General features: G+C 61.1%; 17 protein-coding genes, 1 tRNA gene and 3 pseudogenes. 14 read left to right on the forward strand and 7 right to left on the reverse strand.

Features of this window, described 5'->3' with window-relative positions; genetic code table 11:
• Positions 1 to 62 precede the first annotated feature (62 nt).
• Complete coding sequence (locus DDD63_RS09265) at positions 63 to 1,379, reverse strand: homoserine dehydrogenase (RefSeq protein WP_108716125.1); 1,317 nt, start codon at positions 1,377 to 1,379, stop codon at positions 63 to 65.
• Between the two features lie 186 nt (positions 1,380 to 1,565).
• Positions 1,566 to 3,584 (reverse strand): FAD-dependent oxidoreductase, encoded by a 2,019-nt coding sequence (locus DDD63_RS09270; protein WP_108716126.1) that lies wholly within the window; start codon positions 3,582 to 3,584, stop codon positions 1,566 to 1,568.
• Between the two features lie 307 nt (positions 3,585 to 3,891).
• On the opposite strand from DDD63_RS09270, the gene DDD63_RS09275 reads away from it, so the two are divergent.
• The 3 genes from DDD63_RS09275 to aroD all read left to right on the forward strand — a co-directional run bounded on the left by DDD63_RS09275 (position 3,892) and on the right by aroD (position 7,053).
• A complete protein-coding gene (locus tag DDD63_RS09275; protein ID WP_205647236.1) occupies positions 3,892 to 4,767 on the forward strand; it encodes a quinate/shikimate dehydrogenase in 876 nt (291 codons plus the stop codon).
• A 91-nt stretch (positions 4,768 to 4,858) separates the two neighbouring features.
• Positions 4,859 to 6,127 carry an MFS transporter gene (locus tag DDD63_RS09280; protein WP_164505514.1) on the forward strand — a complete coding sequence of 423 codons (1,269 nt, stop codon included), beginning with the start codon at positions 4,859 to 4,861 and terminating at the stop codon, positions 6,125 to 6,127.
• Between the two features lie 161 nt (positions 6,128 to 6,288).
• Complete coding sequence (aroD, locus tag DDD63_RS09285) at positions 6,289 to 7,053, forward strand: type I 3-dehydroquinate dehydratase (RefSeq protein WP_108716129.1); 765 nt, start codon at positions 6,289 to 6,291, stop codon at positions 7,051 to 7,053.
• A 238-nt stretch (positions 7,054 to 7,291) separates the two neighbouring features.
• Here aroD and lysA read toward each other — a convergent pair whose 3' ends face one another.
• Together lysA and argS are read right to left on the reverse strand one after the other, a co-directional pair.
• Positions 7,292 to 8,680: a diaminopimelate decarboxylase gene (lysA, locus tag DDD63_RS09290; protein WP_108716130.1), complete on the reverse strand. Its 1,389-nt coding sequence runs from the start codon at positions 8,678 to 8,680 to the stop codon at positions 7,292 to 7,294.
• A 17-nt stretch (positions 8,681 to 8,697) separates the two neighbouring features.
• Entirely contained in the window at positions 8,698 to 10,374 is a 1,677-nt protein-coding gene (gene argS / locus DDD63_RS09295; protein ID WP_205647238.1) for an arginine--tRNA ligase, read from the reverse strand.
• 89 nt (positions 10,375 to 10,463) lie between these two features.
• Here argS and DDD63_RS09300 point away from each other — a divergent pair.
• Positions 10,464 to 10,536: transfer RNA gene (locus tag DDD63_RS09300), tRNA-Arg, on the forward strand.
• 118 nt (positions 10,537 to 10,654) lie between these two features.
• On the opposite strand, the gene DDD63_RS09305 is transcribed toward DDD63_RS09300, so the two are convergent.
• Together DDD63_RS09305 and DDD63_RS09310 are read right to left on the reverse strand one after the other, a co-directional pair.
• Positions 10,655 to 11,446, reverse strand: coding sequence for a glycerophosphodiester phosphodiesterase family protein (locus tag DDD63_RS09305; RefSeq protein WP_240611244.1), 792 nt, complete (start codon positions 11,444 to 11,446; stop codon positions 10,655 to 10,657).
• Positions 11,447 to 11,497: 51 nt separating this feature from the next.
• The gene (locus DDD63_RS09310; protein WP_164505515.1) at positions 11,498 to 13,567 is read right to left on the reverse strand and encodes a M23 family metallopeptidase; all 2,070 of its coding nucleotides are present in this window, start codon (positions 13,565 to 13,567) and stop codon (positions 11,498 to 11,500) included.
• A gap of 403 nt (positions 13,568 to 13,970) precedes the next feature.
• On the opposite strand from DDD63_RS09310, the gene DDD63_RS09320 reads away from it, so the two are divergent.
• From DDD63_RS09320 to DDD63_RS12970, 6 genes are all read left to right on the forward strand, one after another.
• On the forward strand, positions 13,971 to 14,408 hold the full coding sequence (locus tag DDD63_RS09320) for a hypothetical protein (protein ID WP_346426210.1): 438 nt from the start codon (positions 13,971 to 13,973) through the stop codon (positions 14,406 to 14,408).
• Positions 14,344 to 14,568, forward strand: a complete 225-nt coding sequence (locus DDD63_RS13400) for a hypothetical protein (RefSeq protein ID WP_346426249.1) — start codon at positions 14,344 to 14,346, stop codon at positions 14,566 to 14,568. The genes DDD63_RS09320 and DDD63_RS13400 overlap by 65 nt, the downstream gene beginning before the upstream one ends.
• Positions 14,569 to 15,335: 767 nt before the next feature.
• Complete coding sequence (locus tag DDD63_RS09325) at positions 15,336 to 16,358, forward strand: efflux RND transporter periplasmic adaptor subunit (RefSeq protein ID WP_108716135.1); 1,023 nt, start codon at positions 15,336 to 15,338, stop codon at positions 16,356 to 16,358.
• Position 16,359: 1 nt separating this feature from the next.
• Positions 16,360 to 17,052, forward strand: coding sequence for an ABC transporter ATP-binding protein (locus DDD63_RS09330; protein WP_108716136.1), 693 nt, complete (start codon positions 16,360 to 16,362; stop codon positions 17,050 to 17,052).
• Complete coding sequence (locus DDD63_RS12965) at positions 17,052 to 17,582, forward strand: hypothetical protein (RefSeq protein WP_240611245.1); 531 nt, start codon at positions 17,052 to 17,054, stop codon at positions 17,580 to 17,582. Before DDD63_RS09330 ends, DDD63_RS12965 begins: the two co-directional genes overlap by 1 nt.
• Positions 17,583 to 17,584: 2 nt before the next feature.
• Positions 17,585 to 18,451: an FtsX-like permease family protein gene (locus tag DDD63_RS12970; RefSeq protein WP_240611246.1), complete on the forward strand. Its 867-nt coding sequence runs from the start codon at positions 17,585 to 17,587 to the stop codon at positions 18,449 to 18,451.
• 517 nt (positions 18,452 to 18,968) lie between these two features.
• Here the strand turns inward: DDD63_RS12970 and DDD63_RS09345 are convergent.
• A pseudogene (locus DDD63_RS09345) lies at positions 18,969 to 19,573 on the reverse strand (sigma-70 family RNA polymerase sigma factor).
• A 201-nt stretch (positions 19,574 to 19,774) separates the two neighbouring features.
• Here DDD63_RS09345 and DDD63_RS09350 point away from each other — a divergent pair.
• The 4 genes and pseudogenes from DDD63_RS09350 (at position 19,775) to hisN (ending at position 23,615) form a co-directional block, all read left to right on the forward strand.
• On the forward strand, positions 19,775 to 20,281 hold the full coding sequence (locus tag DDD63_RS09350) for a DoxX family membrane protein (protein WP_108716138.1): 507 nt from the start codon (positions 19,775 to 19,777) through the stop codon (positions 20,279 to 20,281).
• Entirely contained in the window at positions 20,278 to 21,720 is a 1,443-nt protein-coding gene (aroA, locus tag DDD63_RS09355) for a 3-phosphoshikimate 1-carboxyvinyltransferase (RefSeq protein WP_108716139.1), read from the forward strand. Before DDD63_RS09350 ends, aroA begins: the two co-directional genes overlap by 4 nt.
• A pseudogene (gene rsgA, locus DDD63_RS09360) lies at positions 21,717 to 22,779 on the forward strand (ribosome small subunit-dependent GTPase A). The gene aroA and the pseudogene rsgA overlap by 4 nt, the downstream one beginning before the upstream one ends.
• Positions 22,780 to 23,615: pseudogene (gene hisN / locus DDD63_RS09365) on the forward strand (histidinol-phosphatase).
• Positions 23,616 to 23,640 lie beyond the last annotated feature (25 nt).

The raw sequence follows: 23,640 nt of genomic DNA on the forward strand, positions 1-23,640 counted from the left end.
CAGAGCGCCTCCGCCATACGCCGATCATCGGTAAGAACCCGCCGTCTGCTCCGCATCACTGCTCAGCTCTCCTCCACCCGCAAGACGTGCAGCACGTCCACAACGAACGACGAGTCGCGCAGTTCCTCAATCGTCAGCTCCAGATCTTTCTGAACTGCCTGGTGAGTTGTCACCGTCAAGCGGCACAATTTGTCGGCGGCATCGCCGGGCTCATCGCGCATGTCCGAACGTTGGGCAACCGCACGAATTGACACGTTATGTGCCGCGAATACGCCGCTGATCTTCTCCAGAACACCGACGTAGTCCTGCACCACCATTTCCACCTGGAAGCTGCCCAGCGATTCCTCGGGCGGCAGCACCGGCAGATCCGCATAGATGAGTTCACGTGGGGCATGGCCACCATGAACCTTATGCCCAGCCGCCGCAACGACGTCGGAGAGCACCGCCGATGCGGTTGGCGCACCGCCGGCACCTCGACCGTAGAACATGAGCCGACCCGCTGATTCCGCTTCAATCACCACGGCGTTGAAAGAGCCGTGCACAGCGGCGAGTGGATGCCCGAGAGGGACAAGTGTGGGCCCAACATGTACTTCGATACCGGTGGGACGGCGTCGCGCCGAAGCGATGAGCTTAACGACGTACCCCGAGCTTTTCGCGGTGGCGATGACTTCCGCCGTCACTTCGCGGATTCCGTGGACATGAACATCCTCCAAGGAAACGCGTGAATGGAAGGCGAGCGACGCCAAGATGGCGCATTTTGCCGCAGCATCCAGCCCGTCGACGTCGGCACGCGGATCGGCCTCGGCGTAGCCCAGACGTTGTGCCTCGGCCAGAACCGTATCGTAGTCGAGTCCCTTCTCGGTCATCTCGTCGAGGATATAGTTCGTAGTGCCGTTGACAATGCCGAGAACTGCGGTGACCCGATCTCCGGTCAGTGACTCCCGCAAACCGTACACGACCGGTACGGCTCCGGCCACTGCCGCTTCGTAGTACAGGTCGACGTCGGCGCGTGCCGCCGCCTCGTATAGCTCCGGCCCGTGGGCCGCGAGCAACGCCTTGTTTCCGGTGACGACGGAGGCGCCATGTGCGAAAGCTTCTAGGATGTAGCTCCGTGCCGGTTCCACGCCGCCCATGAGTTCGATGACGATATCGGCCTGGGCGATGAGCGCGTCGGCATCGTCGGTCAAGAGTGAGCGGTCAATCGCTGGGTCACGCGGCGATGAAACATTTCGAACGGCAATTCCTACCAGACGAAGTCGCGCGCCTGCCCGTGCTGCCAAGTCCTCACTGCTGTGCGTTAAGAGACGCGCCACCTGAGTGCCAACCGTGCCACAGCCCAGCAGGGCAACTCTCACATCCTCCACCGATTCTCCTTCCATTCCCGCCTAAGCCTACCGGGATATTCCCGGCTCAGCCTACCCAGAGAACGGTGCAAGCATGCTTTTGTCCGCCTGCCGGGAGCAGAAGGAACCCGTAACGTCGCTATAACGACATCACGGGTCCGCAGTCGGGTGACTAACTTACGCCACGCTTTACTGGCGCCCGGATCACACGGATCCGCAGCACTACCTGCGCCCGGTACGCTCGAGCACCGCTAGAATCTCACGTCCCTCGCGAACTGCATCAATAATTCGACGGGGTTGCACCGAGTCACCGATATTCATCACCGTACGCTCGGCCCTGTTGGCGCGCTCGATCAGATAGTCGAGGTCGCCACGTACCGGCCGCATGCCAAGGCAAATCACGGATATTGCGGCCTGAAGAGTCCGTTGCGTGCCGTCGGGCAGTTCGACGATTGCATGGTCACTTGCCACTTCGAGCAGGGAGGTGGAGCACAACTGCTCCACATTGTGCTTCTCCAGCATTTCCACCATCTGCAGCCGAGTAACAATATCCAGCTCATCGCCAACCCGATGTAGTCGCTCGACCAGGGTGACCTGGGCTCCGTGGTCCGTCAAGTGCTCGACGATATCAAGCCCGACGGCTCCGGCACCAACGACGACGACAGGTTTGCCGACCACCTCTTCATCGAGTCGCTCCACGTTCTCCGTGAACCCGAGAACGGAGTAGACGTTGGTTCCTTCCTGGTCGGTCAGCTCCCGCACGCCGGGGATCGGCGGCAACGCGGGCGTTCCGCCGGTGGCGTTCACGACGATGTCCGGATTCTCATGGCCGATCATATCCACCGTGGCTTCGACGCCCAGACGAATCTCCACGCCCGCACGGCGCGCCCTGCGCTCCGCGAACTCGACGTAGTCGGCAATCCGCCATTTGGCCGGCAACTTGGTGGCCGCGGAGATGATTCCGCCGAGATGATCGTGTTTCTCCAGTAGAGTCACGCGGCAGCCCACCTCGGCGGCGGTTGACGCCGCTTCCAATCCGGCAACTCCGCCACCGACAACAAGCACCCGGGTGGGGACTTTGACCTTCTTCTCCTTGTAGGACTCGTTATCAAGGATGTTCGGGTTAATGGTGCAGCGGATGGGCCGCCCGAGGCGAATGCGGTTGTCGGCGCAACCGATATTGCAGGAGATACAGCGCAGGATTTCGTCCTCCCGGCCCTCGCGTGCCTTGCGCACCCACCACGGGTCGGCAATCAGGCCACGTCCCATCGCCAGCAGGTCGGCGTCGCCGTCGTCGAGAATCTTCGCGGCGACCTCCGGGGCACGAATATTGCCGGAGGTGATCACCGGCTTGCCGAACTTCTCCTTATAGGCACGTGCCATATGGGAACGCCAGCCGTCGGGAAGCCGCGCCATATCGATCTGATACTGCAGGTTGTAGTTCAAGGCGGAGGAGACATTGAAGATATCGACATATTCGGCGAAGTAGGAAGCGAGTTCGAGGGTATCCTCCAGGCTGTTGCCACCCTCGATCAACTCATCGGCGCTCAGGCGGATACACACCGGAAACACCTCCCCCACGGCCTTGCGAACTTCCTGCAGCACCTCAGTGACAATCCGTGCACGGTTCTCGGGACTGCCACCGTATTCATCAGTGCGCTTGTTGTACCGCGGCGAGAGGAACTGGTCGAGGAGGTAGGAGTGCCCGCCGTGTATTTCAACCATGTCAAAACCGGCCTTCTTGGCGCGCAGGGCGGTTTCGCCGTATGCCTTAACCGCCTGTTTGATGTCTTCTTTTGTCATGGGGATGGGCACCGGCATGCCGTCCTTGCTCGGTACGTCCGAGGAGGAGATATTGGGTACACCGGTTTTCTTCGGATCTGCGGAAGCGCCGGCGTGGTTGATCTGGATGCCGACGCAAGCCCCAAGCCGGTGCATCTCCTCCGTGAAAGTGAACATGCGCGGTAGAAAGCGATCAGAGTCCAGGCGCAGTTGCGTGAATCCGTTAGAAGCCACCGGATAATCAACGCATACGTTTTCCACGATAATCAGGCCGGTTCCGCCGCGAGCGCGCTCCTGGTAGTAGGCGAAATGCTCATCGGTTAGCTCACCGGTGGTGGTGGCAAAGTTGGTGCCCATGGGAGGCATAACAATCCGATTGGGAATAGTCATGGTCTTGACGGTCAGCGGCTGAAAAACGCTGCGCGTGTCCGGGTTGAGCGCGGGATACGAAACAGTCATGTGTAGTCCTCTTTTTCTGCCTAATCGCGGTGCCACCACACGTCAGTTGTGCGCCGCACCTGCCTATTATTGAAGCACTCGCTTCGCCGGGACGGAGGCAAACCGAGTAGCAGCAATGAACTCGTCAGTACATTTTTTCACCTCCTGGGACAAAATCCGGGCCTAAAGTCCGCCCAGAGACCTGTCTCACGTATTAACCTTTAGGTACAAAGGTCTTGTCGGCGTCGATATCCTGCCGTGGCGCGACGGGTCCTCCGGGGATTCGAAGGCGACATGACATCCCACAGAGAGGTGAGTGAAGCACACAATGAGTGAAGAAGTGATGCAACGCATTACCGGTCACACCGAGTTACTCGGACTGATCGCATACCCGATTCGTCACAGTCATTCCCCGCGAATGCACAACCTTGCAGCCAGCAAGCTGGGTTTGGACTACGCCTACCTATGCTTCGACGTCGATCACGACAATCTGGAAGGAGCCGTGGCCGGACTGAAAGCACTGAAGGTTCGCGGTTGGAACGTTTCCATGCCGAATAAGATCAAGATCCTCGATTACGTGGATAAGCTCAGCCCCGCCGTGGAACTGATCGGGGCATCGAACACAATCGTGAACGACGACGGCGTTCTAACCGCGTACAACACCGACGGCGTGGGATCCATGGAGGCGCTGCGCTTCTACGGCCACGACCCGAAGGATGCCACGATCACCCTCATCGGAGCGGGTGGAGCTGGCACGGCCATCGCCTGCCAGGCGGGTCTGGACGGCGTCAAGAAACTCAACATCTTCAACCAGAAGGATGACTTCTGGCCCCGTGCCGAAGACAATGTTGAGAAAGTCTCTCGCTCTGGCGCCGAGGCCGTGTTGATGGACTTGGCTGACAAAGACGCCCTGGCGGCGGCCCTCGCCGAGTCGTCCGTGCTTATTGACGCTACTAATCTCGGCATGGGCGCCCTTGAGGGGCAGACCAGTATCCCCGACATCTCGATCATCCCTCGCGATATGTTCGTGATGCATATCGTGTACTCGCCCGAGGTGACGAAGTTGCTTGCCGACTGTAAGGAAGCGGGCATCGAGTGCGCTAATGGCATGGAGATGATGTACCGCCAGGGCGCGGCGTCCTTCAAGTACTGGACCGGCGTTGATATGCCGCTGGATTACGTCAAGGAACACCTCTTTAACTAAAACTGTCTGGCCGACCCAGTACATGGGTCGGCCAGCGTCCATACCGCGAGCGATAACACATGCCTCGCGGCAACACACGGAAAGACCTGTTATGGCATCTAAAATCACCAATCTTCCAGCGGTTATGACGCTGTACCTTTCCTACTTCATCTACTCCCTCGGCCTTATCGCCGCCGGACAGTTCAGCGACAAGCTGGCACCACAATGGGGCGTGACAAAGGAAACGGTTATTGCCGCAATTGCCTGGATGGCGGTCGGTAAGATCGTCACCTACACCTTGTCGGGACTCTTTGCAGACAGGTACGGGCGCAAACCGGCAGTCATAATCGGTCTGGCTCTATGCGCATCCTTCTTCCTACTGCTACCGATCTCCTCAAACCAGGCAATTGGTATCGTCGCTTCCCTGCTGTTCGGCGCCGGCAACTCCTTCCTCGATTCGGGCACCTACCCAACGCTGATGGAGTCGAACCCGGGCAATGCCGGCACGATGAACATCATCATTAAGCTGTTCATCTCCGGAGGTCAGTTCTTCCTGCCGATGATCGTCATCCGCCTCGCGGACAACTGGAAGTGGCTGCTCTACTTCGCCGCGATCTACATGGTCGTCATGTTGGTCTTCGTCGTGCTGGTCAGATTCCCCGACTACAAGAAAATCGCCGCCCAGCAGGCTGCCGATATTGAGGCACGCGCCTCGGAGACAACCGGAACGCGCGCACGTATGTCCTTTGAGGGGACGATCTGCTTCATCTTCATCTTCTGTGTCAACGGCGTGGTGTACCTGGCCAACCAGGCACTGCCGAATATCGGTTCCGCCATCGCGCACCTGACCGAGGACCAGGGCAAGACGCTGACTCAGTTCCTCGCCCTCGGCTCCGTCATCGCGGTTGTCCTCACCGCCGTTCTCGCCTCGGCGGGAATCAAGTCCATTCGTTTCGTTCCGATTTATGCTGTTGGAGGCGTTATCGCAGTCGGCTTGCTCAATATGCCGTTCACGGCGAACCTGTGGGGCATGCGGATCACCGCCGCTCTGATCGGTTATTTCGTCTCCGGCGGCATTATGCAGTTGGTGCTGACAGCCCTATCCGAGTTCTTCCCGAAGGCGAAGGGAGCCATCGTCTCCTGGTACTGGATGATTGGTTCTCTGGGCGGCTTCATTCTCCCCTACCTTGTCCGGGTGATCGTTCCCGCAACCGATGAGGAGACGATGCCCAAGGCTGAGATCGATGATCTCCTGGCTTCCGGCTACACGAACGTTGCGTGGGTTGCCATCGCCTTCGCAGTGGTCTCTCTGCTCGCAGCGCTCGTCATTTACCGTCGTCACGTACAGATGTTCGAGAACGCCGAAAAGGCAGCGGCCTAATCTGTTTTGTGGGTGGTGCCTCCCCATTCTCGTTAAACTACCTTCGCTAGAAGGTAGCGCGGTGCGGGCCTGGCACCACCCACACCCATTGCTGCACTGATTCGGTGCAGCCGCAGATGACTTGAGCGGGTCCGATACCCCCGATTCAGAAAGAAGTTACTATGCGTACCGTACGTTTGAAGGATGTGGTGCTCGGTGAAGGACCGGCAAAGGTCCTGGTCCCGATCACCCCCGCCACCATCGATGAACTCGTCGCCCAGGTAGATGCACTGGCAAACGAGGACTACGACATCCTGGAGTGGCGTATTGACTTCCTGCAGGCGGCTCCAGACCTCGCGGCCTGCCGCGAGGCAGCGGCAGTGCTCGCCGAGCACACCGACCGTCCGGTTCTCGCCACGTTTCGCACCGCCGACGAGGGCGGAGAGAAACCTATCTCCTCGCAAGACTATGTCGCTCTTCTCAGCGATCTCGCCGCGGGCGGCAACGTCGCCGCCGTGGATGTTGAGCTGTTCCGCGGCGACGAAATCGCACGCACAATTATTGACAACGCACACGCCGCCGACGTCGCCGTCGTTGCTTCCTTCCACAACTTCGATACCACTCCCCCGGTGGAAGAGATAGTCGACCGCCTCGTCGCAATGGACGAAGCCGGTGCGGATATCCCCAAGCTGGCTTGCATGCCGCATGACGCGGGTGATCTGCTGACCCTCCTGCGGGGAACGTGGGAGGCCACGAAACGTATCGACCGTCCTCTTATCACCATGTCCATGGGTCAAACGGGCGTTCTTTCCCGTGCCGCAGGCGAAATCTTCGGTTCCACTGCCACCTTCGGCATGGTGGGCCGCGCCTCCGCGCCCGGGCAGGTGCCGGTAGATGAGCTCCGCCCCGTGTTGGCGGCCATTCACCGCTGGAGTTTCGGGCAGTAGGAGGCCACGACGGCGGACGCCGGGCAGTGCCGGTGCGCGTCTTTTCTCCCCTCTGAGACGGGGCACACTGCCCGCTGAGGGCATGCCACCAACCACCCACCCCAGCCGCCGACCATCCTATACCTGGGCGGGAGAAGTCACTTCGTCGGACTTCTCCCGCCCACTCTTTGCGCGGCATAGGCGAATGCAGCCACGGACCATCGAGCCCCGTCTACGCCCTATTGCGGCTTGCGGGCGCCTACGCTCCGGATGCCTCCACGTCCAACTCCAGTAAGTCAGAAATCGACTCGGGACGCAGCACCCATCGCGCCTCGCCGTCACGCACAGCGACAACGCCCGGTCGCGGCAACAAATTGTAATTCGATGCCATGGAGCGCCCGTATGCCCCGGTTACGGGAACGGCCACTAAGTCACCCGGCCCGAGGTCCGCCGACAGGGAGACATCATGCACCACGATGTCACCACTCTCGCAGTGCTTCCCGACCACGCGGGTTCGCACGCCGTCGGCGGCGGGAACCCGTGATGCCAACGTCGCCGTATAGTCCGCCCCATAGAGCGCGGGCCGAATATTGTCACTCATGCCGCCGTCCACGCTCACGTAACGGCGTGTGCCGTTCTCCAATGCCACCGACTTGATTGTTCCCACCGTGTACAGAGTTATTCCTGCGGGCGCCGCAATTGAACGGCCCGGCTCCACGGAAACCAGCGGTGCGGGGATACCTGTCGCCGCGGCGTCTGCGCGCACCGTGGCTGCCAGCGCCTCCGCATAGTCAAAGACCGCCGGAGGTACATCGTCCAGCACGGTATAGCGGACCGCGTACCCGCCGCCGAAATCAATTTCCGGTATCGCACACCCCAGTTCACGCACTGCCGTCGCTCGCAGCGCCAAAACGGCGCGTGCCGCCGTCGTAAACGCCTCGCGCGAGAGAATCTGCGATCCGATATGCGAGTGCAAACCGATCAGGCGCAAATGATCAGCAGCCAGGGTCTCCTCAATTGCTCTGCGCGCCGCCCCCGACGCGATGGACAGGCCGAACTTCTGATCCTCGTGTGCCGTGGCGATGTACTCATGCCCGCCGGCATGGACACCGGTGGTGACGCGCAACATCACCTTGGCGGTGGTGCCGCGCTCAGCGGCAATGGCCTCCACCTGAGCCAGCTCGGCCAAGGAGTCCACCACCAGATGCGCGACCGCGGCGTCCAAGGCCAGCTCGATCTCGGCGCGCGACTTATTGTTCCCGTGCAAACCGATTCGTTCGCCCGGGATCCCCACGGCCAACGCGGTGCGGAGTTCAGCCTCCGAACAGGTGTCGATAAAAAGGCCCTCGTCGGCCATCCAGCGCGCAACCGCGCCGCAGAGAAACGCCTTTCCGGCATAGAAGGCATTCCCACCGGCCAGATCGGCGAAGGCCTGATCCATCGCCTCTTTCCATGCGCGAGCACGCCGCCGCATGTCTTCTTCGTCCACGACGTACAGCGGTGTACCGAACTCGCGCGCCAACCGCGCCGTGGATACTCCACCAATGGCGAGTTCGCCGCTAGGCAGCCGCTGCGCCGTCGTCGGCCAAATGCCTGCAGCAGACCCATCCGGCTCAGGAGCAGCGAGGTTTTCTAGACGAGTGGACATATCACTCAACCACCTTCTTACATCTTCTCGGGTGCACTCACACCGAGCAATTCCAAACCGTTGCACAGGACCTGACGAGTGGCGTCGTTGACCCACAGGCGGGTGCGGTGCAAATCTGTGACCTGTTCATCACCTCGCGGTGTGACGCGAGCCTTGCCATACCAGGTGTGATAAGCCCCGGCCAGTTCCTCAAGATAACGAGCCACACGGTGTGGCTCACGGAGCTTCGCCGCCTGGGCAACGATATCCGGGAATCGAGCCAGGGTGCCCAACAACTCGGAATCGGCCGATTCCAGTTGTTGCGGGGCGAATCCATCCTCGCGCCGCACCCCGTGCGCAGCGGCATTGCGGGCGACAGAGCAGGTCCGGGCATGTGCATACTGCACGTAATACACCGGATTCTCGTTCGTATGGGAGGCAACGAGATCCAGATCCAGTTCCAGGGTGGTATCAACCGACGCCCGCACGAGCGAGTAGCGCGCCGCATCCACGCCCACGGCATCTACCAGATCCTCCAGAGTGACCACTGTACCGGCGCGTTTCGACATGCGCACCGGCTCGCCGTCGCGCACCAGATTCACCAGCTGGCCGATCAGGATCTCCATATTCTTGCCCGGCCCCGCCTCGTCACCGAACGCGCGCGCCATGGCGTACATGCGGCCGATATAGCCGTGATGGTCCGCCCCCAGCATGTACACGCACTGGTCGGCTCCACGTTCCCGTTTGTCCAAGTAGTAGGCGAGGTCGGCGGCGAAATACGCTGCCTCGCCATCGGACTTGATAATGACACGGTCCTTGTCGTCCCCGAAATCGGTGGTGCGCAGCCACAGGGCACCCTCCGTCTCGAAGATCACGCCTCGCGCGCGTAGGCGTGCAATAGCGGAGTCAACAGCGCCCGATTCATGCAGGGACTGTTCATGGAAGAACACGTCGAAATCGGAGCGGAACTCGTGCAGCGACTTCTTGATCTCCACAAACATCAGTTCGACGCCGCGAGCACGGAAGACTTCTTGTGCCTCATCGTCGGGCAGCTGGCGCGGATCCGCCTCGCCGGCCTGCACGCACTGCGCAATCACGGCGTCGGCAATCTCTTCAATGTAACTGCCACCATAACCATCAGCCGGAATCTCCCGCCCTTGCGCACGCGCAAGAAGCGATGCCGAGAAGTGGTCAATCTGGTTGCCATGATCGTTGAAATAATACTCGCGGGTCACCTTGGCACCGGTGAAAGCGAGAATTCGCGCCAGCGCGTCACCGACGGCGGCCCAGCGGGCACCGCCGATATGGATGGGACCGGTCGGATTGGCTGATACGTACTCCAGATTGACGTGCTGATCATCCACCGACGACGAGCGCCCGTAGTCGCCACCCGCGGTCACGATGGTCCGTGCCAGTTGCCCCGCGGCACCCGCAGACAGGCGAATGTTGAGGAATCCCGGTCCGGCGACCTCGGCCGCAGCGATGCCCTCGTGCTCCGCCAGGCGCTCAGCCAGCAGCGCCGCGAGCTCCTGCGGCTTCATCCCCGCACGCCGGGCGATCTGCATGGCGATATTCGTGGCCCAGTCGCCGTGCTCACGCTGTCGCGGCCTTTCGACCTTCACATCAGGAAGTTCACCCTCGATCATAAGGACGCCTTCGGTGCGGGCGGAGGATAGCAATGCGGCAATGAGCTCGCTGAGGTCTTCTGGAGTCACGATACAGAGTGTACGTGGTTCGCGGCGAGAGGCCGAAACGAAACCAGAATCGCCCGCGGACCCATAAAGCTGCTAAAGTAGTGGGCCGGGCCCCAGTAGCTCAGGGGATAGAGCGTTTGCCTCCGGAGCAAAAGGCCGCAGGTTCGAATCCTGTCTGGGGCACGACGGTGCCGGGGCATTCAACAATGCCCCGGCACGTGACATTTCTGGCCTTTGCCCTGACCCTGTTCCTCCCCGCACCGAGAGCCTTCCCGTTCCTATTGACCGGGCAGCTGCCGCCCTACAGTTCGACCGTGATTCCCCTGGCGGCGAGTTGGTCGCGCATTGCGCTCGGCTCATCCGTGATGATGCCGTCCACGCCATAGCTCAAGAGTCGGGCGGCCGTGTCGATGTCATTGATCGTCCACGCATGCACCGCAACACCTCGGGTATGAGCCGTTTCCACCAGCGCGGGAGTTAACACGGCTACGCCGCGGTAGTGCAGCGGAACCTGCGCCGCCTGCACACCCTGCTGCGGTCCTGTGAGAAAACGCACGAACTGCCGTCTTAGCGCCGCAGGAAGATGCGCCACTCCCACGTACCTCGCGATCTGCCCCACTCCGAGCGACGTCGCAACCTGCGGCAACGCGCGGCGTATGCGCTTCAAACGCCGCTCGTTGAAACTGGCAAGGCATACCCGAGCCTCAGCTCCCGTTCTCCGAATGGCGCTGATCAGGGGATCAGTCACCGCATCAGTTTTCGCGTCGATATTGAAGATCATCTCCGGAAACGTGTCCAGGACCTCATCCACCCGCATCATCCTGCCCCCGGAAGCGTCACGGAGGCGTGAGAGTTCGTTCCACCTGTAGGCGGATATTTCGCCCGAACCACCCGCTGTGCGATCAAGTTCGGGATCGTGGCAGAGGACGGCGACGTCGTCGCGAGTAACGTGCGCGTCGGTCTCGATGTGCCGAAAACCGGCTGCGCGCGCCGCCTCAAAGGCTTGTGCGGAGTTCTCCGGATGCTCGTTGGCGCCGCCGCGGTGGGCGAGGATGAGGGGGATGCCGTCAGGCCGGTAGATCCTCTGCTTCACGCGCATCTGCCTCCCGACATCATATGATCGATGCGCATATATGCCATCGTTCTAGTCGCACAGCTCCGAGATATATACGGCGCCATGCTCACTCAAGAACTCCAACGGATCCCGTAGCTCATCATCGGCGTCGTGAATCTCCAGATGCAGATGGGGGCCGGTGGAATTTCCATTAGAGCCGACCTTGCCGATCTGCTGACCTGCGGTGACCCTATCGCCTTCCTTAACGTGCACGCCGTCGTCGTACATATGGACGTACCACGAGTAGAAGATCTCGCCGTTTATCTCGTGCTTGATAATGATCAGGTTATTCGAACGGCCCTCGATTCCCTTGCCGGCGTGAGTAACGGTTCCATCGGCAATGGCGAAAATGGGCGTGTTGAGCGGGGCCGCCATGTCCTGGCCAGCGTGCAGTGAGTAGTCGCCGTAAATCGGGTCAACGCGGTAGCCGAACGCCGACGAGAGCCGGTAAACCCCGTTCTCCAGTGGCATAACAATGTAATTCGAAGAGTCTACGAAGGCGGCACGCACACCTTGCGCGCCCTCGGCGACGCACGCGGACGAGGCGGCATTGGAGCGAGCCTGCTCGCTGGCGGAGTTGGTCGCGCTGCGCGCGGCGGCGGTATCACTGCCGGTGAGGGCCTGCGGCGTGGTTGCCTGAGCGGTGGAGCCTCCCACCAGAGAGTTGGTATATGCCTGCGCCGCCTGGGCGGCAGGTCCGCCCGAAGTGCCGAATCCCATCACCGGCAGGGCAATTCCGGTGACTGCCAGCGTACCTACCACAACGCCTTGCAACATCCGATTGCGGGAGGGGCGCTTGCGCTCCGGGGAGACGAGAACCACGGGCACAGCGGGCTGTGCCCCGCGCTCACGGCGACGGCGTTCCACCCGAGAGAGCCGAACGCCCTCTCCGACAACACTTGTCAGTTCGCTACGCGATAGGACTTCAGTCGCTTCGATTTCGGTGGGATGGACCGGAGCGCCGTCGGCCGGAGCGTCGTCGTCTACCGGAACGGCATCGGCCTCGAACTCAGTCGGTTCAGCGCCGACTTCGCGCGCAATGCGCGGGGCCTCAGCTTCAAAATGGCTGCCGCCGGACTCGAGCCAGGCATCATCGACTTCGAGGTGCGAATCGGCCGATTGGTCCAGCTCAGTAAGATCAGGACTTGCCTCGCCGCTCTCCGCCATCTCAGCATCGGAGGCGGCCAGGACTTGATCATCATGCGCCTGCGCCGCAGCAGTTACGCTTTGGCCGCTCTCGCCGAGGGCCAATGTATCGGTATCTTCGCCTTGCTCGGCCCGGGCGTCGGACGAATCGATCAGCTCGGTGACGACGTCAATCGGCGCTGCGACAGCGCCCAGACGGGCGTCGGCCGCTTCGCCCGGTTGACTGCTGGTCTCTCTGGCGATCACCTGCTGCTCATCTACAACGGCCGAATCGCGCGATGCGGAGGCTGTAGCCGGTTGCTCAGTGGTGCACTCGTCCGAATCCGTGCCGTCGTTGCGGATCGCATCATCAGCCTTCTGCGCGCCCGCTGCCTGCAGCCGCTCCTGCCGTCGCCGTTCCGCCCGGCTTATCCGCCGCGGTGCAACCTCATCATGCCCGGCAGCGCTATCACCACGATCATCTGCGGCCACGCCACTGGATTCCAAGGTGTTGATGGCAGTGTCAGCCGCTTCAGCGGCCTCAATAGTCTGTGCAACCTCCGCTAGCCCCGTGGTGAGTGCAGCGACGACGGCGGTGGTGTCACGCTTGGGCGAGACAGCCTCCGGTACAGATGGACGCGCCCGTTCAGAAGTAGGCTGGGTGACAGAAGCGGATTGCGCTGCCCGGGCGGCTGCGGCCTCCTGCGCGATCCTAGCTGTCCGACGCCGCCTGACAGCTACCGGCGCATCAAGATCCTCGGCCAGCTTTTGAATCTGTGCGGCGGCGAGGGCGGCCTCCTGGGCGCGACGCGCGGCTTTTCTGCGCGCAGCGGCCTCCTCGGCCTGGCGAGACAATCGGATATCGCGACGGCGACGAGGCAGTTCCTGCTCGCGCAGATCCGCTCGGCGCGGACGTGCACTCACCGGAACTGCAGCAACCTCTTCGGTCGCGCGCCCAGCCGCGTGCTTACCCACTTGCCATTCCTTCATGTTGAAATACACCGCCGCGTGCGCGGCCAACTATCACAAAATGATAACGAACCCGGTCGGCACTAGCCAGCCGGTGTGATCGACCTAGCTCTCATCATTCCCGCCTCAAACCGCCGAAATACGCCGCGGACTAGGTGTTTTACCCCGTTCATGACGAACGAAAGCCGCCGGTGTGAAAAATCCAACTCTGAAAACTGCACGCACGCGCACCCACATACCCATCACGAAAGGGCGCAGCAGCTGTTCATACCGGCAGGCGAGTATCTGTTCTCGCCGCTTCTCAAGCATCACGGACTCTTTCACGTACCGTCGCGTCAGTCGGCCACAGGAATCCCCTCATCCGGCGCGCGGAGATGCCTGGACCGCATATTTCTGCCAAAGTAGAAGTGTGACTAATCCGATTCGCGTTCTTTTCATCGGCGACGAGCTGGTAGCCGGCCTTGGCGATGCCCGTGCGCTGGGATGGACGGGGCGAGTCATGGCACGCACCGCAAACGATCCGCCAATACTCGCGATGACCCTGGCTGTCCCCGGTGAGGACAGCGCCCACCTCGCCACCCGTTGGGAAGAGGAGGTGGGAGGCGGATCGATCCCGAGACACAGTGCAGACTGGTCGTCGGCCTCGGCTCGCACGATCTCGACACCGGTCAAACCCTTGCCCGGGCACGGCTTCATTTGGCCAACCTCCTTGATTCGGCCGAGCGCATGCATCTCAAGCCCTTCGTCGTCGGCCACCACCTCGGCGCGATTTTCCGGAGAAGATCCAGGCCGATCTCACGCGGGCCTACCGGGATGTCTGCGAACGTCGCAACACGGTCTTTGTTGAGACCTTCTCACCCCTTGTCACCCATGAAAACTGGAATACGGATCTCACTCTCTCGGGCGGGTATCACCCGGGACAAGCCGGGTACGGACTCATTGCCTGGCTTGTGCTTCACAACGGCTGGAACCAGTGGCTCGGCGTCAAAGCAGCACCTGCCTCCTAAACCTTGCCACTTCCCCGGCCTATCACTTCACGCTAGGGAATGCGACTCCGCCAGCTCGTGCACCACAGTATCCGCCACCCGAAAGAGCTCTACCCGCCCGTGGGGGCGCACCTGGCGCGCCCAACTCGCAACGCGGTTCCGCATCGCCCTCAACAGAACTCCAAGCGAACTCCCCCGTCGCCCTCGCTTTGATGCTGGCCGTCCTTATAACCCCCGAGGAGTGTAGTGTGCACGATGGACGAGACGAAACACCCTGAAATCCAGCGACGCGTCCGTGTGAAATCACAAGGCGACGCTAGGCGGGTGGGATCCGCGTTGGGAGACAATCCGCGTTGAGAGACAACGTGGGACGTGGAGCAACACCCCGCGAGACCACAAAATGGCGGGCTCGGATCAGAATCCGAGCCCGTTGGCATTACTCGCTCCGATTAGGCATTGGGCCGCTTGCCGTGGTTGGCAGCCTTACCCGCACGAGAGCGGCGCTTACGACCGCGCTTGCTCATCTTGTTCCTCCTCGCTCAGGTGCCGCAGGTTCGGCACGCGACGATGTTTCATCGTAGCAGCACCACGGGCAGATGTCATTCAGAGGTGCGAACCGGACCATAGGCGAACACGCGGTCATCAGGTAGCGGGCCAACACATGCGAAGCCCACCACCTGCCCGTCCTCCACCAACCAGTCCATGAATAGGACTGGCCTTTGAAGCGCCGATCAATTACCATGTAACTGTCCAGGCAGTTCCGTTACCAACGCTGACAGGAGACCAACATGGCAGTTCGCCGTTTCCGCTGGGCCACAGTCGCCACCAGCCTCAAGATCCTTGTTTGGGTGGTTATTGCTGGCGCCTTGGTAAAGATAGCGTTCTTCCCGTCGTCCTCAGAAGATGCTTCTGCACAACCTGACCCGCACGCTACCTTTGGCCAAATGACAATCACCCCCTACCCGAGTTCGATCACCAACACGATTTCCCTAGAAGGAACCATTGAACCTGATGCGGCCACGCCTGTGAAAGCCACAACTGAAGGCAAGGTCAACTATCTTTTCGTGGAAGACGGCGCCCCGGTAGTAGCCGGGCAACGGATTCTGCAGATCGAGTACGAAGTTCCCGGTGAGGATGTAACCACCACAGACGAGGACGGCAATACCGTCGTCACACCCGGACAGGCAACCAAACACTATGCCAATGTCACCGCGCCTGCCGATGGCACCTTGAAACTCGATGCGCTTATCGGTCAGCAGTTCGCCATCGGTGATTCCGTCGGCTCGGTGCAACCCTCGAGTTTCAGCGCAGTTGCTTCTTTGACTCCCGATCAGATGTACCGAATCGATAATTTCCCCGAGACCGCCCAGATCACCATCAAGAATGGCCCCGCCCCGTTCACCTGCGAAGGGCTCACCGCAGGCACTACAAGCAGTGCTACCAACAAGTCATCTGATGACGACAACAACTCTGCTGGCTCCTCCACCTCGCTTCGGGCCCGATGCGCCATTCCTGCCGATCAGAAGGTATTCGCTGGATTACAGGTCACCATGGAGATTGTCGGAGGCGAAGCGGCGGACGTGCTCGTACTACCGGTAACTGCGGTTGAGGGACGCTACCAAACCGGTTACGTGTACGTACCAACCGATGACCCGGTTAATCCCGAAAAGGTCCCCGTCAAACTGGGTATCACCGACGGCAACGTCGTACAGATCATCGAGGGTGTCACCGAGGAACAGGAAGTCCTTGAATACATTCCGGGACAAACAACGGAGGATACCTGCGACCCTATGACAGGTGAGGGCTGCTGACGTGCCGCTAATCGAATTGCAAGACATAACCAGAGCGGTACCCATTCCCGACGAAGACGACCTCCATATCCTGCGTGGAATCAATCTTCGGGTTGAGGCAAGAGAAAATGTCAGCATCGTCGGACGGTCCGGCACCGGGAAAACGACACTGCTCAACATTATCGGCATGCTGGACCTGCCAGACTCAGGCACCTACCACGTCAACGGACGCGACGTTCTCACACTTGGGGAGGGCCGACGCGCCGCCATGCGGGGGAACACGGTCGGCTTCGTTTTCCAACAGTTCAATATCTTCAATACACGGACGGCACTAGAGAACGTCGCAGTCCCACTCCTGTACGAGCGGGGCCTACGTTTCTGGCGGCGTAACCAGATCGCAGCGGAGATGCTTGACCGGGTGGGCCTAGGCGACCGGTTACACTCTTCGCCCGCACAAATGTCCGGTGGCGAGCAACAGCGCATCGCCATCGCCCGCGCATTGATACGCGAACCACAGATCATCCTGGCAGATGAGCCCACCGGTGCTCTTGACCCGGAGACTGGGCGCACCGTGATTGAGCTACTGCAGAGAGTTGCCGCCGAGAACAGTGCCGCGCTGATCATCATCACTCACGATATGGATATCGCTCGTGCTGCCGACAGCCGTTACGAACTCGCACAGGGAGTTCTCCACCCACTGGAAGGAGATGGATAATGCGCTGGATTACGGCGCTAATAGCGCCTCTCATCGAGGCGTGGGGCGAAGTAAAGGTACAACGTGCTCGTGTTGTTCTGTCTCTGATCGGTGTCGTCGCAGCAGTGGCAGCCATGTCAACCGTCATGGCTTTGGGAGCTCTGATTGTCCAATCAAACCGTGAAATGATCGAAGCGTCACAGGGCCGCACAACTACGCTCACTTTCTCGATTTCGAAGTCCTCTGATGATGAGAGCTCCGGTGAGTATGTTATCTCCGGTCCTTCGAAGTCCGGTATGGATGCCGGTTCAAGTGGCAACGACGCCGACTCCTCCGGCAGCGGTTGGGCGGCGGAAGATACCGGCATCATAAACGATCCGGTAGGTAACGCAATGAAGACTGTGGCCGAACGTTTCAAGCTGCCGTATTGGAGCCGCCGGGCACAATCATCCCTTCCGATTAAAGAGATCAAAGAACTGGAAACCACCGGAATGTACCGGGGCAGGCCGTACCGCAACCCAAATACGGTTATGATCAACCCCAAGTCCTAGCGGTGGATCCGGCATACGCGACCATCTACCGACTGCGCGTCGTGGAAGGCCGCTGGTTGCAGACGCGCGACGCTGATCAACGTGTCACCCCGATTGTGATCAACACACGAATGTGGGAATACTTCGGCCAACCGAATATCGCGGACCCCATGATCATCACCGCAGGCAATGACTCCGGTGATCGTTTTCGCGTCGTTGGGGTCGTTCAGTCCCACCGATACGATATGGCCACCATGTACGTGCCCTACGATGCATGGATGCTCACGCAAGAAAACTCGTCCGGCAACGTGATCGGCTTCGACGGTAAGGAGATGCTGGTCTGGACTGATCCCGAACAAACCAGTCAAGCACACGAGGACATACAGAGCGCTTTGACCGCCATCCTCGGTCCGGGATGGGACCTGACTGTTTGGGGCGATGAGATCTGGGATGATGGCGATGCCATGTTTGGCAGCGACGATAACAGTGCAGGTACCCGCAACATCGTTATGGCCATCGGAGCAGTAGTGATTTTGCTAGGCGCACTTGGCCTGCTCAATGTTGCGATCGTAACCGTCCGGCAGCGAATCCGGGAGATCGGAATCCGGCGCGCGCTGGGGGCGTCCGCCAAAAGGATATTCTTCGCAGTCTTCATGGAATCAGTGGTGGCCACCTTTGTGGCCGGTGTCATCGGCGTCATGCTCGCCATAGTTGCGATCCGCGTTATGCCACTGGAAAGTATGGACATTGAGCTTCAGGATGTTCCGGCTTTCCCGGTTTCTGCGGCTTTGGCTGGGATTGCCATCTCCACCGGGATAGGCGCGCTATGCGGCATTATTCCCGCTCTTGCTGCCGTCCGAGTGCGGCCGATTGACGCCATACGCTACTGAAGCCCGAGGACGTGCATGTTACTCAGAACCAAGCGCATGCCAGTTGCTGAACACCGAGGAAGCACGGCCAAGGTCTGGTGGTGCCTACGAGGCCGGACCACGGTCCGCGCCAGACGGCGGTACATCTGTGGCCCGACTCCCCGTGAGTGCCCTCCATGTGGGCCGCAGCTGGGAGTGTGCCGTCTCTCGGAGTGAGGCTTATTCCGTGGCCGAACGGTACACCGCGATCTGGCTGGTGATGCGCATCCGCAGCGTGGCTGGCGCCGACTCGCTGCACGAACGGCGCACAATTTCGCGCACGTGTGCTTCCGCTTCCGCCAGCGCGCTGCAGTGGGGGCAGCTATCCGCGTGGCGCTGTAGTCGCTCCGCCTGTTCGGCGGGCATCTGCGAGTCAAGAAGCTCGAAAATGTGATCGGCTACCTCGGAGCAGGAACATCCCCCGTACCGGAGTCGGCACGCACGCTGGTTTCCACTCGGGTGGCAAATTCATCGCCATTGAGCATGGCATCTGACATGCTTACTTCTCTTCCTTCCCATATCCGAGCTCTCGCGCATAGTCAGCGAGAAGCTCACGCAGCTGACGTCGCCCGCGATGTAGACGAGACATGACGGTTCCAATCGGCGTCCCCATGATTTCCGCTATCTCTTGGTAGGAGAATCCCTCCACGTCGGCCAGGTACACCGCCAGCCGACGATCTTCCGGAAGCTTGGCGAGCGCCTCGCGGATCTCCGAGTCCGGAAGGTTCTCGATGGCTTCGGCCTCTGCGGAGAGCATTCCACTTGATGCGTGCGACGCCGCCGCGTACTCCTGCCAATCCTCTACTTCCGGCGAGTCGGCCTGACGCGGTTGCCGCTGTGCCTTGCGGTAGTTTGAAATGAAGGTATTGTTCAGGATTCGATACAGCCAGGCCTTCAGGTTCGTGCCAGGCTTGTACTGGTGGAATGCGGCGAAGGCCTTCGCGTACGTTTCCTGGACCAGGTCCTCGGCATCTTGCGGATTCCGCGTTAAGCGCATCGCGGCCCGTAGAGCTGGTCGAGGAAGGGCAGCGCTTCACGCTCGAAGCGTTCAGCACGTGCTGCCGCGTCTTCTCCGGGGGCGGTGCGTATCGTCTGTGTTTCCATCGTTCCCAACATAACCTAGATCGTTCGTGGAACGCATCGAACCCGCACGGCATTCCCGCCGCGCGCACGGGTTCACGACGCACTGCGGCACGTGCTTAAGAGCATCCTCCCGTAGTGAATCTTTGCGCTCAGGAAAAATCCGTGTGTATCGTCGGCCGTTAGACCCCTGCGCGGCGGGCCATTTTGCGGTAGGAATGATATATGAGCATTCTGCGACTTATTGCCCGCCCGTTGTTGGCCAGCCCCTACGTCATTAGTGGCGCCGACGCTCTGCTGCGCCCTTCCAAGCACCGCGAGCGCGCCGCAGTTTTCGCACCGTTGCCGGAGAAGCTCGGCATAACACTCGATGACCAACACATCGATATGGCAACCCGCGTATTGGGGCTCGCTCACGTGGCGTGCGGGACCGCACTGGCACTGGGCAAGGCCCAGCGCCTGGCGGCTTGTACATTAGCCGTCACACAGGTGCCAATTGCCTTGGCGAATAATCCCTTCTGGCAGCACCGCGCGGAGGAACGCAAGGAGGACCTCTCCTCACTCGCCGCAGCTGCCGGCCTTATCGGCGGCACGCTATTCGCCGCGATGGATCGCAACGGCAAACCGTCGTTGTCCTGGCGTCGTGCGGCGGCACGCGCACATCGGTCCGAGCTGCGTGCCGTGCGTTCCGAGGCACGCGAGAGAATAGCCGCTGCCAAGAGGCCATCATGAGCGATCCCAGGCAGCGGTTCCCCGATCCGTGGCCAGCCCCGCTTCACCCCGAACCGCTGACGACGGCGGTACGCGTACCCGGCTCGAAATCCCTGACGAACCGCTATCTCGTGCTGGCCGCGCTGGGTGACCAACCCTCCGTCATCCGGGAACCGTTGGTGGCACGCGATACCGTCCTGATGGCTCGCGCCTTGGAATCCATGGGAACGGGGCTCGAGTTCTACGATCACGAGCTTTTCGTGTACCCCGGACCATTGCATGGCGCACAGGTCAGGGCGGGGTTAGCGGGAACGGTCATGCGTTTTCTGCCGACGGTGGCGGCACTTGCTCAGGGCGATGTGCTGATTACCGGTGATGAGCAGGCGCGCCGTCGACCGATGGGCCCCATTGTCCGCGCACTGACCGCATTGGGAGTGAATATCAGCCACGCCACACGCGAAGACGGCCAAGCCACTCTTCCCCTGACCGTGCACGGCACCGGGTACGTGGCCGGTGGCAGACTGGACATCGACGCGTCAGCATCCTCGCAGTTCATTTCCGCGCTGCTTCTTGCCGCCCCGCGTATGGACGGCGGCCTCGAACTGCGTCATACCGGCACGGCGATCCCGTCCACTCCACATCTGGAGATGACCGTCGAAGTGCTTCGTGATGCCGGGATCGAGGTATTCACATTCCCCGACGACGCCGGTCCCGTGCGTCAGGGGCACCCGGCGACTCGCTGGATTGTTCGCCCGGGAGTGCCCGACTTGGGCAACGTGGAGGTTGAGCCCGACCTGTCCAATGCGGGTCCATTCCTCGCCGCCGCGATGGTCACCGGCGGTACTGTACAGATTCCCGGTTGGCCGCGCAGCACCCGGCAACCGGGAGAGGCGCTACGTGACATCTTCGCCCGCATGGGAGGGGAAGCCAACGTGGTAGGTGGCCGCCTTGCCCTCAAAGGACCACGCGCCGAAGAATTGCTACCGCTGGATATGGACATGCACGACGTTGGCGAACTGGTTCCCACGGTGGCCGCAGTCGCAGCGCTCTGTCCCGGACGCTCCGTCCTGCGAAACATCGGACAATTGCGCGGGCACGAAACTGATCGGCTTCACGCGATCACCACCGAATTGAACCGCCTGGGCGGACGGGTCCATGTGGAGGGCGACGACCTCATCATTGAGCCGGCGATTCTCCACGGCGGTGAAGTGGAGACCTACGCCGATCATCGTATGGCCACCTTCGCGGCCATCCTCGGCTTACGAGTACCGGGTATCACCATTCGGAATATTGCGACGACGTCGAAAACCCTGCCACAATTCCCGGATATGTGGCTGCGGATGGCTGCGGATGAGTTGCGCATAGAAGCGGGCCTGCCGGACTCGATTCTCAACCATGACTTCGATGCGTCGGAAACCGTACCACTGCCAGACGGGCGTGATGAGGTTGCACAGCCGTGAGGCGTGATATTGGAACGGATGACCCCGAGTGCATGTGCGGCCCGGACGCCGGTCGCGCCCGCGCACCAAGATACGCCCGGACTATTCTTCCGCACCGCTAGCACGGGTGACCGGCGTAGATCGCGGACGGTACCGGCTCCTGGTGGGTGACGGCACCGAAGTGACGGCGGTTAAGGCCCGCGAAATTGGCCGGGGCGCTATCGTGGTTGGTGATCGCGTCAGGGTCGATGGCGATGTGTCAGGACGGAAGGATTCTCTGGCCCGCATTGTGCGTGTCGAGGAGAGAAGCTCCGAGTTGCGTCGGTCCCCGGAAGAAGGAGAGGGACGCGAACGAGTCGTCGTCGCCAATGCCGATCAGCTGGCGATCGTCACTGCGCTGACACAGCCGGACCCGCGGCCCGGAATGATTGATCGGTGCCTGGTGGCCGCCTATGACGCCGGTATGACGCCTCTGCTGGTTCTCACAAAGTCCGATCTGGCAGATCCGGCAGAGTTGCAGGCCCTGTACGAGCCGCTGGGCCAGGATATCTTCGTGCTCCGACTGCGGCAAGGTTCGGACGATGAGGCAGATGCAGCAGATGACGCCAAGGTGGGCGTTACTACGGCGGACGTGGATGACGCCGACGGGCAGCTGGAGCGGCTGCGGCAGGCATTGACCGGGCACGAAACGGTGTTGGTCGGCCACTCTGGCGTCGGAAAGTCCACCGTGATTAATGCGCTGGTTCCCGGCGCCAACCGAACAACCGGCGCGGTTAACGACGTTACCGGGAAGGGGCGTCACACCTCGACGTCAGCGGTTTCGCTCCCGTTGCCGGACGGGGGACGTCTTATTGACACGCCAGGCGTACGCAGCTTTGGCCTCGCCATGTCAAGGTGGACGATGTTTTACGAGGTTTTACCGATCTTGTGGAGTTGACGAGCAATTGTCCGCGCGGATGCTCCCATGACGCCGCCGCGCCCGAATGTGCATTGTCGGATACGCAGGACGTGCGCCTCCGAACGCGGGTCGCCTCCTTCAGGCGGCTTCTCGCCTCGCGCGGACAGGAAGAGTGGAAGTAAATGGCAGGTTTGACCAGGCTTTCAGACGATTTGGCCTTTGCCTCGGCGATTATCGACCGGGTGGACCAGACCACACGGCAGCGGTTTCAAGCTGCCGACTTGCGGGTGGAGTCGAAGCCCGATCTCACACCGGTAACGGATGCAGATCGTGCCGCCGAGGCGATTATCCGCGACATGCTCACGCATTCACGTTCCCGCGATGCGATATATGGAGAGGAGGAGGGTGGAACACGCACGCATGCACCCCGTCGTTGGATTATCGACCCCATCGATGGAACGAAGAACTTCGTGCGCGGCGTTCCCGTATGGGCCACCCTGCTCGCATTGGAAGAGGACGGCGAGATCACGCTCGGAATCGTGTCTGCCCCGGCGCTCGGACGTCGCTGGTGGGCGGCCAAGGGCATGGGGGCTTTCACCGGGCGCAGCTGGGCGAATGCGAAACAGATCCACGTATCCGATGTTTCTCGTGTTGCGGATGCGTCAATCTCGTATTCTTCGCTTAATGGCTGGGCGACTCGCGGGCAGCTGCGCGCCTTCCTACGGCTCGTGCAGGGTTGCTGGCGTTCACGGGCCTACGGTGACTTCTGGAGCTACATGTTGCTGGCCGAAGGGCGGTCGACATTGCCGCGGAGCCCGAGCTGGAAGTGTACGACATGGCGGCATTGGTACCCATTGTCGAAGAGGCCGGCGGACGGTTCACCTCTCTGCATGGCGAGGCGGGGCCCTGGGGTGGTTGTGCGCTGGCAACCAATCGTCACCTGCACGAACAAGCTCAGGCCATACTCGACTCGGTGCGCGACGATATCGACGTCGCACCCGAGAACCATGACGTATAGGGCCGACCTACGCATGCCTGCGCAA

This window comes from Actinobaculum sp. 313, from assembly GCF_003073475.1.
In the GTDB taxonomy this organism is placed as follows: Bacteria; Actinomycetota; Actinomycetes; order Actinomycetales; family Actinomycetaceae; genus Asp313.